The sequence below is a fragment of the Amycolatopsis plumensis genome, assembly GCF_042652605.1.
Taxonomy (GTDB): domain Bacteria; phylum Actinomycetota; class Actinomycetes; order Mycobacteriales; family Pseudonocardiaceae; genus Amycolatopsis; species Amycolatopsis plumensis.
In genome coordinates this window covers 4,645,947-4,662,731 of the sequence record NZ_JBHSJY010000001.1, presented here as the reverse complement: position 1 = coordinate 4,662,731, position 16,785 = coordinate 4,645,947, and the positions used below count along the sequence as shown (strand labels likewise).

18 protein-coding genes are annotated in these 16,785 nt (G+C 71.3%); 6 read left to right on the top strand and 12 right to left on the bottom strand.

Going from position 1 to position 16,785, the window contains the following annotated elements; all coding sequences use genetic code 11:
• Window positions 1-114 precede the first annotated feature (114 nt).
• A complete protein-coding gene (locus tag ACFPLC_RS22540; protein ID WP_378196272.1) occupies window positions 115-1,071 on the top strand; it encodes a chitinase in 957 nt (318 codons plus the stop codon).
• A gap of 1 nt (window position 1,072) precedes the next feature.
• On the opposite strand, the gene ACFPLC_RS22535 is transcribed toward ACFPLC_RS22540, so the two are convergent.
• The 7 genes from ACFPLC_RS22535 to ACFPLC_RS22505 all read right to left on the bottom strand — a co-directional run bounded on the left by ACFPLC_RS22535 (window position 1,073) and on the right by ACFPLC_RS22505 (window position 7,000).
• Window positions 1,073-1,903 (bottom strand): LysR family transcriptional regulator, encoded by an 831-nt coding sequence (locus ACFPLC_RS22535; RefSeq protein WP_378236277.1) that lies wholly within the window; start codon window positions 1,901-1,903, stop codon window positions 1,073-1,075.
• 16 nt (window positions 1,904-1,919) lie between these two features.
• Window positions 1,920-2,297 carry a DUF427 domain-containing protein gene (locus ACFPLC_RS22530; protein ID WP_191310021.1) on the bottom strand — a complete coding sequence of 126 codons (378 nt, stop codon included), beginning with the start codon at window positions 2,295-2,297 and terminating at the stop codon, window positions 1,920-1,922.
• 63 nt (window positions 2,298-2,360) lie between these two features.
• Window positions 2,361-3,125 (bottom strand): HAD family acid phosphatase, encoded by a 765-nt coding sequence (locus ACFPLC_RS22525; RefSeq protein ID WP_378196275.1) that lies wholly within the window; start codon window positions 3,123-3,125, stop codon window positions 2,361-2,363.
• An 81-nt stretch (window positions 3,126-3,206) separates the two neighbouring features.
• Window positions 3,207-4,373: a class I SAM-dependent methyltransferase gene (locus tag ACFPLC_RS22520; RefSeq protein WP_378196279.1), complete on the bottom strand. Its 1,167-nt coding sequence runs from the start codon at window positions 4,371-4,373 to the stop codon at window positions 3,207-3,209.
• Between the two features lies 1 nt (window position 4,374).
• Window positions 4,375-5,340: a class I SAM-dependent methyltransferase gene (locus ACFPLC_RS22515; protein ID WP_191310027.1), complete on the bottom strand. Its 966-nt coding sequence runs from the start codon at window positions 5,338-5,340 to the stop codon at window positions 4,375-4,377.
• Between the two features lie 4 nt (window positions 5,341-5,344).
• Window positions 5,345-6,124: an enoyl-CoA hydratase/isomerase family protein gene (locus ACFPLC_RS22510; protein WP_191310028.1), complete on the bottom strand. Its 780-nt coding sequence runs from the start codon at window positions 6,122-6,124 to the stop codon at window positions 5,345-5,347.
• A gap of 54 nt (window positions 6,125-6,178) precedes the next feature.
• On the bottom strand, window positions 6,179-7,000 hold the full coding sequence (locus ACFPLC_RS22505; protein ID WP_378196284.1) for an ABC transporter ATP-binding protein: 822 nt from the start codon (window positions 6,998-7,000) through the stop codon (window positions 6,179-6,181).
• Window positions 7,001-7,328: 328 nt separating this feature from the next.
• On the opposite strand from ACFPLC_RS22505, the gene ACFPLC_RS22500 reads away from it, so the two are divergent.
• Window positions 7,329-7,874 carry a cysteine dioxygenase gene (locus ACFPLC_RS22500; RefSeq protein WP_378196287.1) on the top strand — a complete coding sequence of 182 codons (546 nt, stop codon included), beginning with the start codon at window positions 7,329-7,331 and terminating at the stop codon, window positions 7,872-7,874.
• Complete coding sequence (locus tag ACFPLC_RS22495) at window positions 7,871-8,266, top strand: rhodanese-like domain-containing protein (protein ID WP_378196290.1); 396 nt, start codon at window positions 7,871-7,873, stop codon at window positions 8,264-8,266. The genes ACFPLC_RS22500 and ACFPLC_RS22495 overlap by 4 nt, the downstream gene beginning before the upstream one ends.
• Here ACFPLC_RS22495 and ACFPLC_RS22490 read toward each other — a convergent pair.
• Window positions 8,263-9,249, bottom strand: a complete 987-nt coding sequence (locus ACFPLC_RS22490) for an LLM class F420-dependent oxidoreductase (protein WP_191310035.1) — start codon at window positions 9,247-9,249, stop codon at window positions 8,263-8,265. The genes ACFPLC_RS22495 and ACFPLC_RS22490 overlap by 4 nt on opposite strands.
• Before the next feature lie 104 nt (window positions 9,250-9,353).
• Window positions 9,354-11,882: an alpha-glucan family phosphorylase gene (gene glgP, locus ACFPLC_RS22485; protein WP_191310037.1), complete on the bottom strand. Its 2,529-nt coding sequence runs from the start codon at window positions 11,880-11,882 to the stop codon at window positions 9,354-9,356.
• Between the two features lie 131 nt (window positions 11,883-12,013).
• Between glgP and ACFPLC_RS22480 the strand changes: the two genes are divergently transcribed.
• A complete protein-coding gene (locus ACFPLC_RS22480) occupies window positions 12,014-13,447 on the top strand; it encodes a neutral zinc metallopeptidase (protein ID WP_378196294.1) in 1,434 nt (477 codons plus the stop codon).
• 47 nt (window positions 13,448-13,494) lie between these two features.
• Here ACFPLC_RS22480 and ACFPLC_RS22475 read toward each other — a convergent pair whose 3' ends face one another.
• Entirely contained in the window at window positions 13,495-14,472 is a 978-nt protein-coding gene (locus tag ACFPLC_RS22475; RefSeq protein WP_378196296.1) for a tetratricopeptide repeat protein, read from the bottom strand.
• A gap of 512 nt (window positions 14,473-14,984) precedes the next feature.
• On the opposite strand from ACFPLC_RS22475, the gene ACFPLC_RS22470 reads away from it, so the two are divergent.
• The gene (locus ACFPLC_RS22470; RefSeq protein WP_378196299.1) at window positions 14,985-15,392 is read left to right on the top strand and encodes a hypothetical protein; all 408 of its coding nucleotides are present in this window, start codon (window positions 14,985-14,987) and stop codon (window positions 15,390-15,392) included.
• On the opposite strand, the gene ACFPLC_RS22465 is transcribed toward ACFPLC_RS22470, so the two are convergent.
• Window positions 15,393-15,695, bottom strand: coding sequence for a thiamine-binding protein (locus ACFPLC_RS22465; protein ID WP_378196302.1), 303 nt, complete (start codon window positions 15,693-15,695; stop codon window positions 15,393-15,395).
• 79 nt (window positions 15,696-15,774) lie between these two features.
• Between ACFPLC_RS22465 and ACFPLC_RS22460 the strand changes: the two genes are divergently transcribed.
• Window positions 15,775-16,275 carry a MarR family winged helix-turn-helix transcriptional regulator gene (locus ACFPLC_RS22460; protein ID WP_191310046.1) on the top strand — a complete coding sequence of 167 codons (501 nt, stop codon included), beginning with the start codon at window positions 15,775-15,777 and terminating at the stop codon, window positions 16,273-16,275.
• A 48-nt stretch (window positions 16,276-16,323) separates the two neighbouring features.
• On the opposite strand, the gene ACFPLC_RS22455 is transcribed toward ACFPLC_RS22460, so the two are convergent.
• A complete protein-coding gene (locus tag ACFPLC_RS22455) occupies window positions 16,324-16,689 on the bottom strand; it encodes a DUF3817 domain-containing protein (protein WP_004562934.1) in 366 nt (121 codons plus the stop codon).
• Between the last annotated feature and the right edge of the window lie 96 nt (window positions 16,690-16,785).

Below are 16,785 nucleotides of genomic sequence, written 5' to 3'. Positions count from 1 at the left end.
GCGACCCAGCGTGACCGGGGTAGCCCGATCAGCCTATGGTCCACACCACAGTAAAAGGTCTATACCAATGGGGACAGGTTTCCGCCGCCGCGCTTCGAGTCGTGGAGGGTTCCCATGCGTCTCCGTTCCCTGCTGGCCGCGCTGGCCGGTTTCACCTTGCTGAGCACCGGGGTCGCCGATGCCGCGGCCGGGTCGCCGATCCCGGTCGGTCCCTACGTCGACATGGGCGCCTGGCCGACGCCCAGCCTGTCGGCGATGTCGGCCGCGAGCGGCGTCAAGAGCTTCACGCTGGCGTTCGTCAACTCCTACGGCTGCAAGGCCAGCTGGTTCGCCGCCTACGACCCGCGCACGGCGTGGCAGCAGGAGGAGATCGCGAAGATCCGCTCCGCGGGCGGCGACGTCAAGATCTCCTTCGGCGGCGCGTCCGGCATCGAACTGGCCCAGGCGTGCAGCACGTCCGCGCAGGTCGCGGCCGAGTACGACGCCGTCGTCAAGGCCTACGGCCTCAAGTACGCCGACTTCGACATCGAAGGCGCGGCCGTCGCGGACCCGACGTCGATCGCGCGCCGCTCCCAGGCGCTGAAGACGCTTCAGGACAACAACCCGGGACTCAAGATTTCCCTGACCCTGCCGGTGCTGCCCGACGGCCTCACCGCGGACGGGCTCAACGTCGTCAAGGCCGCGAAGAACGCCGGGGTGAACCTGGACCTCGTGAACATCATGGCGATGGACTACTACCAGGGCGCCGGCGACCAGGGCGCGAAGGCGATCTCGGCGGCCAAGGCCACACAGGCGCAGCTCAAGTCGCTCTACGGGCTGAGCGACGCGGCGGCGTGGAAGAAGGTCGGCGTCACCCCGATGATCGGCGTCAACGACTCGCAGAACGAAATCTTCTACCAGAAGGACGCGAAGGCGCTGGTGGCCTTCGCGAAGACGGTCCACCTGGGCATGCTGTCGTTCTGGGAGGCCGGCCGCGACGCCAACGCGTGCACCGGCGCGCTCTACAAGTGCACCAACGTGCCGCAGTCGAAGTACGAGTTCGCGAAGATCTTCGCCGGGTACACCGGCTGAGTCACCACCGGGCGGCGTCCGCGAGCAGTGCGTCCCGCACCGCCGCGGGCCCCGGCCGGCAGGGCTCCGCCCGGGTGACCGCGAAGAGCGTGTTGATCGGTGGCTCCTCCGGCTCCAGCAGCGCGATCAGCGCCCCCGAAGCCAGCTCGGCCGCGCAGAGGTACCTCGGCAGCACGCTGACGCCGAAGCCCGCTCGCACGCAGGCCAGGACCGCGCGCAGGTCCGGGACGACCACCGCCGGCCCCGCGGGCGGGCGGGTGCCCAGTACCGAACGCCAGTAGCGGCGGATGATCGGCAGGTCCTCCGCGTACGCCACCAGGGGCGCGGTACGCGGGTCGCCGGTGAAACCGCCCGGGCCGACCAGGACGAACTCCTCGTCGGTCAGCGGGGTCGCCGTGAAGCCGCGGCCGCGGGGGCGGATCGTCGAGACGACCAGGTCGAAGCGCCGCTGCGTGAGGCCCGCGAGGAGGTCGTCGGCCAGGCCGAACGTCACGCGCAGCTCGAGGCCGGACGCGACCAGGCCCGCCAGCGCGGGCAGGACCCGCTCGGCCGTCAGCTCGGCGGGGCCGGCCAGGTGCACCGGTGCGGCGAACGGGTCCGCCTCACCGACGGTCACCGACGCCAGCGCGTCGATGTGCGGGGCGATCCGGGCGGCGAGGTCGTCGGCGGCCGAGGTCGGGGTGACGCCGCGGGCGCGCCGGACGAACAGTTGCCGGCCGAGCTGGTCCTCCAGGGCTCTGACCTGCGCGGTCACCGTCGGCTGGGAGAGTCCCAGTGACGGCGCCGCGCCGGTCAGCGAGCCGGCCCGGTGGACGGCCAGGAACGTGCGCAGCAGGTCGAGGTCCAGCTCAGTCCTCGATCAGCTCGATCGAGTCCACCACGTTCGGGTAGAACGCGACGTGGTCCTTGATCGGCGCGACCGGGTCGTACGGCTTCTCGTACGTCCAGACCGCGTTCTCGCCCTGCACGTCACCCGCGTTGAGCGAGTAGTAGCTGGCCTCGCCCTTGTACGGGCAGTACGTCTCGTGGTCGGTCCGCTCGAGCACACTCGCGTCGACGTCCGCCAGCGGGATGTACTGGACCGCGGGGTAGGTGGATTCCTGCAGGGTGAACGCGTTGCGGCTGTCCGCGATGACGCGCCCGCCCGCCTTGACCACCACACGCGCCTTGGTCGGCTCGACGGTGATCGGGTGGTCCGGACCCGGCTGCAGAACCTTCTTCGCCATCTCAGCTCCCTAAGAGTTCTGTGTTCAGTGAGCAGCGCGCCGGGCCCGGCCGATATTCCGCGATCAGGGCAGGTAGTACATCGGGTTCGGCAGCTTGACCGGACGCAGCGCGTGGCCGCCTTCGAGGTCGCTGAACTGGTCGCCGAGGTTGAGCACGATCTTCGCGCCGGTCGCCTCGATGTGCGCTCGCGTGCCCGACTTGTACTGGACGGTGGTGCAGGTCAGCCCGCACGGCAGGTAGTCCGGCGCGGTCGTCTTCGGCTTGAAGAACGCGCCGGCCGGGGCGGGGAAACCCTCGTTGGCGAGGTTCTTCAGCGACTGCGGGCCCTGGAACTCGTTGCGCCCGGTCAGGAAGTAGACCTGGACGCCGTGCTGCGCCGCCCAGTTCGCCAGCTCCAGCACCGGCTTGTTGGCGACGAACGTGCCGTTGTCGATGGCCTGCTGCTGCTTGACCGGGTCGAAGCCGAAGTCGTTGTCGGCCTCCCAGCCGTAGGTGACCTCGGACGTGTCGTCGACGTCCAGCACGATCGCCGGGTTCTTCACCCGGCCCAGCGACTGCTGCAGGTAGCGCTTCGCGTCCGAGACGATCCGGTTGGTGTCCTTCACGAACCGGCTCGTGTCGGAGTAGTGGTGCTTGCCGGCGGCGTCGACGTAGTCGCCGTAGTAGGCCTTGACGTCCAGCTTGACCTGCCCGATGTTGGCCGGTTCCTTCGAGCGGGCGGCGGTCGCGTCGTCCGACCCCGCGAGCGCGGTCGCCCCCGAGGCGACGGTGGCGCCGATGGCCGCGGCGGCGGCGAGCTTGACGAGACTTGACCATTTTCCGGACACGGCGAACCCTCCAGTGGAACTTGACGACCCGGGGAACCTACGTCACGTTCACCGGGAGTTCCACCCCTCGAAAGTTTTTGTTCACGTGATGCGTTCGGCACGGCAGAGGAACGCGACGGGCGACCGCCCGATCCGCGTCAGCACCACCGACGCCTCCGCGCCACCACGGGGTTTCAGCCGTCGCCGCAGCGCGTCCGGGTCGACGTCGAGGCCGCGCACCAGGATTTCCAGCCGTCCGACGTCGTGCCGCTTGAGGACCGCCTTCAGCACCTTCTCGGTGTACGGCCCGTGCTCGAGGACGCGGAACGCGCGCACACCCGGTGGCGGCGTGTCGCCGGTCAGGTACGCGATGCGGTCGTCCAGCTGCCACAACCCGTGCCGCGCCGCGTAGTGGCGGACCAGCCCGGCGCGGACGACGGCACCGTCGGGGTCGACGATCCACTCCCCCGGCTCCCGCGTGGGCAGTTCGTCCGGTTCCGCGTCGGTGACCGTCCACTGTGTCCCGTCCGAGCGCAGCACGGTCGCCCGGCGGGTGACGCCGGTGCTCAGGCCCCGCCAGAGGCAGGATTCGCGGACCTGGCCGTCCAGGGACACGAGTTCGACTTCCTCCGCCCACGGCGTCAGCGCAAAGTCGAGGCCGGGGGCGCACTTGATCGCCAGCGCGCGGCCCGCGTAGGCCTCGACGAGCCCGTCCAGCGGCGGGGCGAAGTCGGCGGGTTTCCACGCCCGGCGTCCGGCGGAGTCGCGCCGCGCCGGGTCGGCGACGACCACCCCGGACCGGCTGGCCGGACGCAGGGCGTCGGCTCGCGCGAGTCCGAACGCGACACCGGCCGCAGTCCCGTTGTGGCGGGCCATTTCCAGCCGGACGGCGTCCACATCGGACCCGAATGCGCGCCGCGCGACGCGGGCGATTTCGACGAGGTCCGCGCCCACCGAACACGTGACGTCGTGGACATCGAGACCGGCCAGGCGTGAAGCCCGGTGCCGAGCCACGATCGACGCGCTCGCCTGCTGGAACGCGTCGGAGGTGAACAGCCAGTCCACACCGGACAGCTTACCGACGGCTTTCCGCCGCAGCTGCACGGTTTCCAGGACGGCGGCCGCGTGCTCCTCGCCCACGAGACGGCGCACCTGCGCCACGGACTTGATCGGGTCGGTCAGCGGCCACGCCGAAACCTCGGCGAGCGCCGCCGCACCCGCGCCGGAGCGCAGGTAGGCGACGTCGCCGAGGCTGAACGAATACCCCAACTCAGGACGGCCGCTTGGTCCCGGTGATCATGACGTTGTAGAACAGCTCGCGCGGCAGGATCTTCGACAACACCTTCTTGTCCACGGCGGACAGCCGCAGCCACAGGTGGTAGGCGAACATCCGCCAGCGCACGGTCAGCTTCTCCGACGGCACCGCGGCCTCGAAGGTCCGGATCGGCCAGCCCGCGAGCGCGGCGGCGAACTCCTCGGTGACCGCGCGGACGTCCTGGGCGCCGGCCCCGCGGGCCCACGACTCCAGCTCCGACGGGTCGAAGGTGTGGATGTCGACCACGGCCTCCAAAGCGGCCGCGCGCGACGACTCGTCCAGTTCGGACTGCGGCCGCCGCCAGCCCCGCAGCGCGGGCAGCTTCGTCACGCGGGTGGTCAGGAACCAGGTGAGCTGGCCGAGCTTGCGGGCGTAGAAGTCGCCCACCTTGGTCGGCTCGCCCGCGAAGACGAACCGGCCGCCCGGCTTGAGCACGCGCAGCACCTCGCGAAACGCCGCCTGGACGTCCGGGATGTGGTGCAGCACCGCGTGCCCGACCACCAGGTCGAACGTGTTGTCGTCGTACGGGATACGCTCGGCGTCGGCGACCCGGCCGTCGACGTCGAGGCCGAGCTTCTCGGCGTTGCGCAGCGCGACCTGGACCATGCCGGGCGAGAGATCGGTGACCGAGCCCTTCTTGGCGACGCCGCCCTGCATCAGGTTCAGCAGGAAGAAGCCGGTGCCGCTGCCCAGCTCCATCGCGTGCTGGTAGGGCTGGCCGTCCTCGCCCGCGACGGCGTTGAACACGTCGGTGGCGTAGGAGATGCAGCGCTCGTCGTACGAGATCGACCACTTCTCGTCGTAGGTGCCGGCTTCCCAGTCGTGGTAGAGCACGTTCGCCAGCTTGGGGTCGGCGTAGGCCGCCTGGACCTCTTCGGCGGTGGCGTGCGGGTTCGGCGCCGGGTCGTTCACGTCGGTCAAGGCGTCATTTCCCTTCGAAAGTGGCCTTGCCGGGCCCGTTTTCGATGAACGACTTCATGCCGTTCTGCTGGTCTTCGGTGGCCCAGAGGGCGGCGAACAGGTGCGATTCGAGCTTGAGCGCGTTCGGGAGGTCCATGTCGAGGCCGCCGTCGATGGCCGCCTTCGCCGCGCGCAGCGCCACGGCGGGGCCGTTCGCGAACTGGGCCGCCCACTTGTGCGCGGCCGCGTAGACGTCGTCCGGGGCGACGACCTGGTCGACGATTCCCAGCTGCAGCGCCTCTTCGGCCTTGACGAACCGTCCGGTGTAGACGATGTCCTTGGTCTTGCTCGGGCCGATCAGGCGGGCCAGGCGCTGGGTGCCGCCCGCGCCCGGGATGACGCCGAGCTGGATCTCGGGCTGGCCGACCTTGACGTTGTCGCCGGCGACCCGCCAGTCCGCGGTCAGCGCAAGTTCGAGGCCGCCGCCGAGGGCGTAGCCGGTGATGGCCGCGACGACCGGCTTGGGGATGTTCGCGATGGCGGCGAGGGTGCCGGTGAGGTTGGCGCCGAACTTGGCGATCTCCGGGTAGGTGCGGGTGGCCATCTCCTTGATGTCCGCGCCGCCGGCGAAGGTCTTCTCGCCGCCGTAGAGGATCACCGCGCGGACGTCGTCGCGCTCGGTGGCCTCCTTCGCCAGCTCGGCGAGCTCGGCGGTGACCTGGGCGTTCAGGGCGTTGACCGGCGGCCGGTCGAGCCGGACGGTGCCGACCCCGTCCTTGACCTCCAGGGTTACGAACTCTCCCACGCCCATCCTCCTCGTTGACGATCTGCCAGCACGCTACCGGTCGGTAGGGACAGCCTAGCGACGGCGGGCGAAGAAGCGATCCCCGGAACGCTCGAGCACGAGGTCCTGGTCGAACGTCTTCGACAGGTTTTCGCTGGTGATGACGTCCTCGACCAGCCCGGACACCACCGCGTGGCCGTCACGCAGGAGCAGCGCGTGGGTGAACCCGGGCGGGATCTCCTCGACGTGGTGGGTGACCAGGACCAGGGCCGGCGCGTCGGGGTCCAGCGCCAGGTCCGACAGGCGGGCGACCAGGTCCTCGCGGCCGCCGAGGTCGAGACCCGCGGCGGGCTCGTCGAGCAGCAGCATCTCCGGGTCGGTCATCAGCGACCGGGCGATCAGCGCCCGCTTGCGCTCGCCCTCGGACAGGGTGCCGAAGGTGCGCTCGGCCAGGTGCCCGATGCCCATCGCCTCCAGGAGCTCGGTCGCGCGCGCGGTGTCGAGGGTGTCGTATTCCTCACGCCAGCGGCCGAGCACCGCGTAACCGGCGCTGACCACGACGTCCTTGACCAGCTCGTCGCCCGGAACGCGCTGCGCGATGGCCGCCGACGTGAACCCGATGCGCGGGCGCAGGTCGAAGATGTTGACCCGGCCGATCCGCTCGCCGAGCAGGTCGACCTCGCCGGTCGTCGGGTGCAGCTCGGCCGCGGCCAGGCGCAGCAGGGTGGTCTTGCCCGCGCCGTTCGGGCCGAGCACCACCCAGCGCTCGTCCAGCTCGACGCTCCAGTCGAGGCCGGCGAGAAGGTCGTTGGTCCCGCGGCGGACGCCGACACCGGCCATCCGGACCACGAGGTCGTCAAGTTCGCTGGGCTGGATCGGCTCGCTCACGAGGCCCATTCTGTCTGTCGTCGCGCGCGCGTGCGCACCCGCCCGGGTGAGACGGCGATCCGGCGGGTCGGAACTGTCCACGACGTGGAACACCGCACCGCGAGAGAGCAGGTCCGGGCGTCGCTGTGGCAGGATTGCCGGCATGTCAGCCGACGCGCCCACCACCGGGATCACCCGGGGTTCGTTCTGGCGCCGTCGCACGATCGACCTGCTCCTCGTCGCCTCGGCCGGGTGTACCCGGGCGCGGCTCCGCTGATCCCTCGCGTCCCCTTCCGGCGCGTGCGGTGCCGTGCTGTCCCGGCGTCCCGATCACCTTCGCGTCCGAGGAGCACCCGCGTTGACCACGTCCCTGGTTCGTCCGCCCGTCGAGATCCACCCGCAGCTCACCGACCCGCTGCTGCCCGAGCTGCTGCACCCGTCGCGGCTGCTCTGGACGCCGCGTGAGCTGGCCGACCTGACCGCCACCGTCACCACCGAGCTGACCGAGGGCCTGCGCGGCATCCTGCGGTTCGACGAGGACCGCCGCTGGTGGGCCCGGCTGGCGCTGACCGACGGCGTCGAGCTGTGGCTGCTGTCGTGGCTGCCCGGCCAGCACACGAAGCCGCACGACCACGGCGGCGCGTCCGGTTCGTTCACCGTCCTGCAGGGTGAACTCGGCGAGGAGTACCGCTACCCCGGTGGCCCGATCCGGCGCCGCACGCACCTCGCCGGCCAGGGCCTCGGCTTCGGCGCGGGCCGCGCCCACCAGGTCACCGGCCTCGGCGACCGGCCCGCGGCCAGCGTCCACGCGTATTCGCCGCCGCTGGTGCCGACACGCGAGTACGCCTCGCTCGCCGACGTTCCGGCGGAAATCCCGCCGCTGCCCGCTATCGTCCACGGATGAGCGCCATCGAGACGTTCCTGTCCGCCGCGCGGTCCGGATTGGACCGCGTCGGCCCCGCCCGGGCCCGCGAGCTGCAGGAGGCGGGCGCGCTGCTCGTCGACATCCGGCCGCTGGCGAACCGGCAGGCGGAGGGCGAGATCCCGGGCGCGGTGATCGTCGAGCGGATCCACCTGGAGTGGCGGCTGGCGCCGGACAGCGAGTGGCGGCTGCCCGGGGTGACCCCGGATTCGACGGTGGTCGTGCTGTGCAACGAGGGCTACTCGTCGAGCCTCGCGGCCGCCGACCTGCAGCGGCTGGGGTTGCCGAAGGCGACCGACCTCGAAGGCGGCTTCCGCGCCTGGGCTGCCGCCGGCCTGCCCGTGCAGGCCGGCGGCAGCCCGGCGGTGCCCTAGGCGAGCGCCGGAGCGACCTTCTCGGCGAACAGGTCGATGCCCGAGCGGTCGTACGCGGCTTCCGGGAAGTTGAAGATCGCGTAGGACATGCCCAGCTGACCCAGCGCGGCGAGCTTCTCGGTGACCTGCTCGGGGGTGCCGGTGGCAGGGCTGTTGGCGAAGACGCCGTGCCACCGCTCCGCGGCGTCGGCGGGCACGTACTTGTCGAGGTGGGACCGGAGCCAGGCCAGCTTGTCCTGGACGTCCTTCTCCGTCTCGCCGATGACCACGTTGTGGTTGACCGAGCGGACGATCGCGTCGAAGTCGGTGCCGACGTCCTTGCAGTGCTGCGCGAGGATCTCCGACTTGCGGGTGAACGTCTCCGGGTCGCCGGCGAAGTTCGTGTACTTCGCGTACTTCGCGGCGATCCGGAGGGTCTTCTTCTCGCCGCCGCCGGCGATCCACAGCGGGATGCCGCCTTCCTGCGGCGGCAGCGGGCGCAGGATCGCCCCGTCGGTGCGGTACTGCTTGCCGTCCAGTGTGGACGTTCCGGTGGTCCAGAGGTCACGCATGATCTGCACGCCCTCGTCGAGCTGGGCGAGCCGCTCACCGGCGGACGGGAAGCCGTAGCCGTAGGCCCGCCACTCGTGCTCGTACCAGCCGGCCCCGATGCCCATCTCGACGCGGCCACCCGAGATCAGGTCGGCGGTCGCGGCGACCTTGGCCAGGTAGGCGGGGTTGCGGTATCCCATGCAGGTGCACATCTGCCCGAGCCGCACGGTGTCGGTCGCCGCGGCGAACGCCGAGATCAGCGACCAGGCTTCGTGCGTCGCCTCCTCGGTCGGGACGGGGACGGTGTGGAAGTGGTCGTAGACCCAGATCGATTCGAAGGGGCCCGCCTCCGCGTGTTTCGCGAGGCCGAGCATGGTCTTCCAGTGGTCCGCGGGGTCGATGCCGGCCAGGTCCAGCCGCCAGCCCTGGGGAACGAACAATCCGAAGCGCATGCGTCCAATCTAACGCGGCCACTGCCCCGCGCGCGGCCTGATTTCCGGCCACCGCCACGTGGAGTAACTCCAGGTCACTCCGGTTTTCCGAAAGCCCCCCGACCTCAGGCCAGCACGACGCGCGCCAGCTCCGCCGGGGTCGCCAGCAGGCCGTGCTTCGGCAGCACCCGGACCGTGTACCCGATCGACCCCGGGCGGGGCAGCTTCACGCGGGCCGCGAACGCGCCGACGCCGTCGGCGGTCATCGGGACCGTCACCGGGTCGCGGAGCTCGTCGTCGTCGGCCACGCGGCCGACCACCGCCTGGATGTCCACTTCGGACGGGTCGAGGCCGGCCAGGTCGATGCGGGCCCTGATCGTCACCTCGGTGCCCACCACCAGGGGCTCGGTCGCCTCCACCAGCAGCTCCGAGTCGAAGATGCGCAGCCGCGGCCAGGACACCTCGAGCTTCGTGCGGTAGTCCGCCAGGGACAGCGCGCCGCGGTAGCCGTCACCCGTCGCGGCCGCGACCGTGCGCGCCGCCGGCAGGTAGCCGTTGTCGACGTACTCGCGCACCATGCGGGACGCCTGGACCCGCGGGCCGAGCGTCTCCAGCGTGTGCCACACCATCGACAGCCAGCCTGTGGGCACGCCGTCGGGCGAGCGGTCGTAGAACAGCGGCGCGATCTGCTGGCCGAGCAGCTCGTACAGCGCCGCGGCCTCGAGGTCGTCGCGGCGCAGCGGGTCGGCGACGCCGTCGGCGGTCGGGATCGCCCAGCCGTTGCTGCCGTCGTAGCACTCGTCCCACCAGCCGTCGCGGATGGACAGGTTGAGCCCGCCGTTCAGCGCCGACTTCATCCCCGACGTCCCGCACGCCTCCAGGGGCCGCACCGGGTTGTTCAGCCAGACGTCGCAGCCGCGGTAGAGGTAGCGCGCCATCGACATGTCGTAGTCGGGCAGGAAGACGATCCGGTGCCGGACGTCCGCGCCGTCGACGAACCGGACGATCTGCTGGATCAGCTGCTTGCCGTTCTCGTCGGCCGGGTGCGACTTGCCCGCGACGACGACCTGGATCGGCCGGTCCTCGTGCAGCAGCAGCGTGCGCAGCCGTTCGGGGTCGCGCAGCATCAGCGTCAGCCGCTTGTACGTCGGGACGCGGCGGGCGAAGCCGACGGTCAGCACGTCCGGGTCGAACACCGAGTCCACCCAGCCCAGCTCCAGCGGGGACGCGCCGCGTTGCAGCCACGCCGCGCGCACCCGGCGCCGCACCTCGTGCACCAGCTTCTCGCGCAGCTCGCGCCGCAGTTCCCACAGCTGGGCGTCGGACACGCCCTCGCGCAGCGGCCCCTCGCCGACGTCGAGACCCCACTCGCGGCCGAGCAGCGTGCTCAGCTCGCGGGCCACCCACGTCGGGCCGTGGACGCCGTTCGTCACCGACGAGATCGGCACCTCGTCGTGGTCGAACCCGGGCCACAGCCGGGAGAACATCTTGCGCGTGACGCGCCCGTGCAGCTGCGAGACGCCGTTCGCGCGCTGCGCCAGCCGCAGGCCCATGTGCGCCATGTTGAACAGGCCGGGGTTGTCCTCGGCACCGAGTGCGAGCACGCGGCGCGGGTCGATGTCGGGCACCAGGCGGCCGTCGGCGAAGTAGCGCTGCACCAGGTCCACCGGGAACCGGTCGATGCCCGCGCTGACCGGCGTGTGCGTGGTGAACAGCGTCCCGGCCCGGACGGCGGGCATGGCCTCGTCGAACGCGAGCCCGTCGGCCTGGACGATCTCGCGGGCGCGTTCCAGGCCCAGGAACCCCGCGTGTCCCTCGTTCGTGTGAAACACCATGGGCTGCGGGTGCCCGGTGAGCTCGCAGTACTTGCGGACCGCGCGGAAGCCGCCGATGCCGGCCAGGATCTCCTGCCGCAGCCGGTGGTCGGCGTCGCCGCCGTAGAGCCGGTCGGTGACGCCGCGCAGGTCTTCGTCGTTGGCCTCGGTGTCGGTGTCGAGCAGCAGCAGCGGCACGCGCCCGACGCGGGCCTGCCAGATCTGCGCGCACAGCTCGCGCCCGCCCGGCATGGCGACGCCGATCAGCACCGGCCGCCCGCCCGCCGTCAGCAGTTCGAGGGGGAAGGCGTTCGGGTCGATCACCGGGTAGTGCTCGACCTGCCAGCCGTCCAGCGACAGGGACTGCCGGAAGTAGCCGTTGCGGTAGAGCAGCCCGACGCCGACCATCGGCACGCCCAGGTCGGACGCGGCCTTGAGGTGGTCGCCGGCCAGCACGCCGAGGCCGCCGGAGTAGTTCGGCAGCGCCTCGGTGACGCCGAACTCCATCGAGAAGTAGGCGACCGCGGACGGCAGGTCGGCGTCGGCACGCTGCTGGTACCAGCGCGGCTCCGACAGGTACTTCTCCAGGTCCTCGGCCGCGGTTCTCGCGCGCTCGAGGAAGTCGTCGTCGACGGCGAGCTCGTCGAGCCGGGCCGGCGGCAGCGCGGTGAGCATCCGCAGCGGGTCGCGCACGGCGTTGAAGAGCTCGGCGTCCATCGACGCGAACAGGTCCCGCGTCGGCGGGTGCCACGTCCAGCGCAGGTTGGTGGCCAGCGCGCCCAGTCCGGACAGGGAATCCGGGAGGCTGGCGCGGACGGTGAACCGGCGGACTGCACGCATGGGAAGCGACGATATCGGGCCGTGGGCCGCCGTGCGCAGGAGGAGTTCGGGGATAACGTGCACACTCCGCGTATGCCCTGGGTATGGTCCTGCCCGTCGGGTACGGGTGGGCACGAGAGCGAGTGGAACAGATGATCCCAGGGGGAGGGCGGCGGGCGCTGGTCGCGCTGCTGTGCGTCGCGGCGGTCGCCGTGAGCGGGTGCAAGGACAAGGGCGGGGCCAGCGGGGACCCGGCCAAGGACACCGGCGCGGACTCGGTCTCCGGGCTGCCGGTGACGCACTTCGAGAGCGGCCTCAAGCCGGGTGCGCCGACGCCCAGCCTGAACGTCCGCAACGCCGAAGGCGGCGAGGACGACAAGCTGGCCACCGCCGCGATCGACGACGTCCAGACCTACTGGGGCGAGATGCTGCCGTCGAACTTCGGCCAGCAGTTCGAGCCGGTGAAGTCCCTGCTGTCCTACGACGCGCAGACCGACACCGAGAAGACCGGCTGCGGCAGCGTGAAGAAGCTCGTGAACGCCTTCTACTGCCCGGTCGACGACTCGGTGGCGTGGGACCGCGGCGTGCTGCTGCCGATGCTGCGCCAGCGGTTCGGCCCGATGTCGGTGGTCGTGGTGCTCGCACACGAGTTCGGCCACGCCGTCCAGTACCGGCTCGGGGACAAGGCCGGGATCGCCAAGAACACCCCGACCGTGGTCAAGGAGCAGCAGGCCGACTGCTTCGCCGGCGGCTACTTCCGCTGGGTCGCCGAGGACAAAAGCAAGTACTACCGCGTCTCGACGTCCGAGGGCCTGAACCAGGTGATGGCGTCGATGTTCCTGATCCGCGACCAGGCGGGCACCAGCGCCGCCGACAAGGGCGCGCACGGCACGGCGTTCGACCGCACCTACGCCTTCCAGGCCGGGTTCGAGAAGGGCCCGAAGGAGTGCGCGGGGATGACCGAAGAGAACGTCAAGCCGCGGCTCACCGAGCGCCCGTTCGACAAGGGCGACCAGGGCAAGGGTGACGCGAAGTTCAACGCGCAGACCGTCGCGCTGCTGAAGAAGAGCCTCGACGAGGCGTTCAAGGGCGCCAACGTGGCCGCACCGGAGATCACCGACGGCGGCAGCTGCCAGACCACGCCGCCGGCGTCGTACTGCCCCGGGGACAACACCGTCAGCATCGACATGGCGAAGCTGGCCCAGCTCGCCCAGCCGATCGACCGCGACGCCGAGATGAAGGGCGAAGACCCCGGCGGCATGGGTGACTTCGCGGCGTTCTCGGAGGTCGCGGCCCGGTATGCGCTGGGCATCCAGAAGGGCGTCGGCGCGTCGATCGACAACGCGAACGCGGGCCTGCGCACGGCCTGCCTGGTGGGTGCCTGGGCGGCGTTCACCAACCGGCCGGGCGACCTGCGGCTGTCGGCGGGCGACCTCGACGAGGCCATCGCGGACCTGCTGCAGCCGGAGAGCCTCGTGTCGGCGGACGTCAACGGGAAGCGCCCGGACAGCGGTTTCGACCGGGTCGAGGCGCTGCGCCGCGGGTACCTCGAGGGCTCGTCGGTCTGCTCGAAGTCGTACGCCTGATCTTCGCCGCAGAGGGCCCCCACCGCGCCGGTGGGGGCCCTCTGCGTCTAGAACAGGGCGCTGGCCAGGTCGCGGCGGGCCTTCATGACCCGGTCGTCGGCCGGGTCGAAGAGGTCGAACAGGGCCACCAGGTGCTCGCGGACCTTGTTGCGGTCCTCGCCCGCGGTGCGGCGGACGGTGTCGATCAGGCGCTTGAAGCCGGCCTCGACCTCGTTGGCCGCGATCTCCAGGTCGGCCGCGTCGAGCTGGGCGGCCAGGTCCGACGGGTCGGCGTCGGCCTTGGCGCGGGCGTCCGGGTCGGCGTTTTCGGCGCGGGCGGTGAACTTGACCTGGGCCAGGGCGTTCTTGGCCAGCTCGTTCGCCGGTTCGACGTCGAGGATGCGCTCGTAGGCGGCCTGCGCGGCGGCGAAGTCGCCCCGCTCGAAGGCCTCTTCCGCCTCGGTGAAGCGCGGGTCCTCGGGCTCCTCGACCGGGCCGCCGGCCGCTTCGGCGTCGCGGATGCCCGGCAGCTTGTCGCGCAGGGCGTCCAGGAGCGCGTTGATCCACTTGCGGATCTCGGGCTCGGGCAGCGCGCCGGAGAAGGCGTCGACCGGCTGGCCGCCGGCGATGGCGACGATCGTCGGGATGGACTGCGCGCCGAACAGCTGCGCGATCCGCGGGTTGGCGTCGACGTCGACCTTCGCGACGACCCAGGCGCCCCCGGACTCGGCGGCCATCCGCTCCAGGACCGGGGACAGCTGCTTGCACGGGCCGCACCACTCGGCCCACAGGTCGACGACCACCAGCTGGTGGAGGGACCGCTCCACGACCTCGGCCTGGAAGGTGGCCTCGGTGACATCGATCACGGCCGCACCCGCGCCCGCGCCTTCGCCGGAGGGCCGAGGCGGGCCGTCCGGACGCGCGGCCGGGGCCGGCTGGCGTTGCGCCGCTTCGGCACGGGCCTTGAGCGCGGACAGGTCGACCGCGCCGGAAAGGGCGGCGGACAGGGCCGCTGACTTCGCTGCAGATCCGCGTGGTTGTGTCACGGTTCCATCCTGGCACGCGCGCCGGAGAAGTTTCACCGGGTGCCCGGCCTGTCCATGGTCTGACATGTCCGGGCGGTGGGGTGGGTTCGGCCTGCGTGGCGGGGAGGGTGGTGGGCGGGCTCGGGCGGGTCCTGCCGGTGGCCGGGCTCGGCCGGGTCGGCGGCCGGGCGAGCGGCCCCGGTTTCCAGCCGCGCGCTTGGGCGAGCGGTCTGCGGCGGGGGCCTGAGATCGGGGCCCGTGGCGGGAGCTCGGTGGACGGGCTCCGGCGCCTGCCCCGAGGAGCGGGCGGCAGCCGGGCGAGCGGCCTCGGTTTCCGCGCTGGCCTCCGGCCCCCGGTATCAATTCTACCGGCCACCACCGACGATTCCGGACCGCGCGCGCAGCCCCGTGAACTGTCGGTGGCCACCGGTAGGCTGGAATCGGGGGCTGCTCACCGACCCGCGCCGTGGGTTTGCGCACCTGCGCGGCCCGTCCGCTTGGCAGGACGGCACCGCTGGGGCAGGCTCGGCCGGGTGCACATCCGGCGTGACGTGAAGGTGGGTCTGTCGGTCGCGGCCGCCGTCGTGTGGGTCGGCGCGGTGACGTTGCTCATCGTGCACGAACCCGATCCGGGCGCGGGCTCGCCCGGCGAACTGCGCGACCGGCTCGCCGCCGCCCTCTCCGGGCACGATGCCGACTCCTTCGCCGATCTCCTCGACTACCCGGGCTCGGGCGGCAACGACTTCGCGAAGGACTACGTCTCGGTGCTCGCCGATCGCGGCGTCCACGATGTGCGCGTCGACCTCGGGCCGGACTCGGGCGCGCCGACCCGCGCCACCGTCTCGGGCGCCCTCGGCGACGGCAAGCCGTTCAGCTACCCGCTGACGGTGACGAGCGAAGACGGCCGGTGGACGGTCGCCTTCACCCCGCCGCTTCCTTGATCACGCTTCGCGCAGGTGCGCTTCCACCCGGTCCACCTTGGCCTCGAGCTGGCCGGAGAAGCCCGGCCGGATGTCCGCCTTCAACACGAGGCCGACCCGGGCCGAGCCCTCGCCCGCGGCCTCGACCGCGCGCTTCACGACGTCCATGACCTCGTCCCACTCCCCCTCGATGTTCGTGAACATCGCGTTGGTCGAGTTGGGCAGCCCGGAGTCGCGGACCACCTTCACCGCGCGGGCCACGGCTTCGCTCACCCCGCCGTCGGGGTCCCCGCCGGACGGGCTGACGCTGAACGCGACGATCATGCTCGGAAGTCCCTTCTTCGGTGGTCATTTCCGCCAGTCGTGCGACACCCGCCGGTACCCGCTGGTAACTTCGCGTGTCATGAACCGTCCGCTGCCGTTCGACCCGATCGCCCGCGCGGCCCGGATCTGGGAGGACCGGATCGGGCCCTCCGGGACCATGGCCGCGGTGACCGGGGTGATGCGGGTCCAGCAGATCATCCAGTCCGCGGTGGACGGCGCGCTCAAGCCGCACGGCTTGACCTTCGCCCGGTACGAAGCACTGGTGCTGCTCACCTTCGCCCGCAGCGCCAGCCTGCCGATGCGGGTGATGGGCGAGCGGCTCCAGCTGCACCCCACCAGTGTCACCAACATAGTGGACCGGCTGGAGCGCGACGGGCTCGTCAAGCGGGTCCCGCACCCGACCGACCGCCGCACGACACTGGTGGAGATCACCGACGAGGGCCGCAAGCGCCGCGAGGCCGCCACCGAGGCCGTCACCGAAATCGACTTCGGGCTGAGCGGGCTGACCGAACGGCAGACCGAGCAGCTGACGGACCTGCTGACCAAGGTGCGCCGCGCGGCCGGGGACTTCAGCGAGTAAGCAAAGGGCCCGCACTCGGCGAGTGCGGGCCCTTCTCACATGCCGGGATCAGGCGGCGACGGGTTCCTTCGCCTGGAACAGGCCGACACCACCGTGGGACAGCCGCTGCGGGCCGTCGAGCTTGCCGTTGCGCAGCGCCCACTTCTCGAACAGCCAGGTGAACAGCGGCGGGATGCTCGCCAGCAGGGCCAGGACCAGCGTCTTCGGGCGCCAGCCGAGCGGCTTCGCCACGGACAGGGAGACCACCACGTAGAGGACGAAGATCACGCCGTGCACCATGCCGATGACGGGCACGCCGCCCTCGCCGGAAGAGTGGACGACGTACTTGAGGAACATCCCGACCAGCAGCGCGGCCCAGGACAGGGCTTCGGCTACTGCGGCCACGCGGAACACTAGAGCGGCCTTGCTGGACACTGCTTCCTCCTGTGGGGTCTCACCACGTTCGTACCGGAACACCAAAAAACGCCCGACACACCGTCCAAGGCGGACTTGCCTCGAACGTCAACGGCG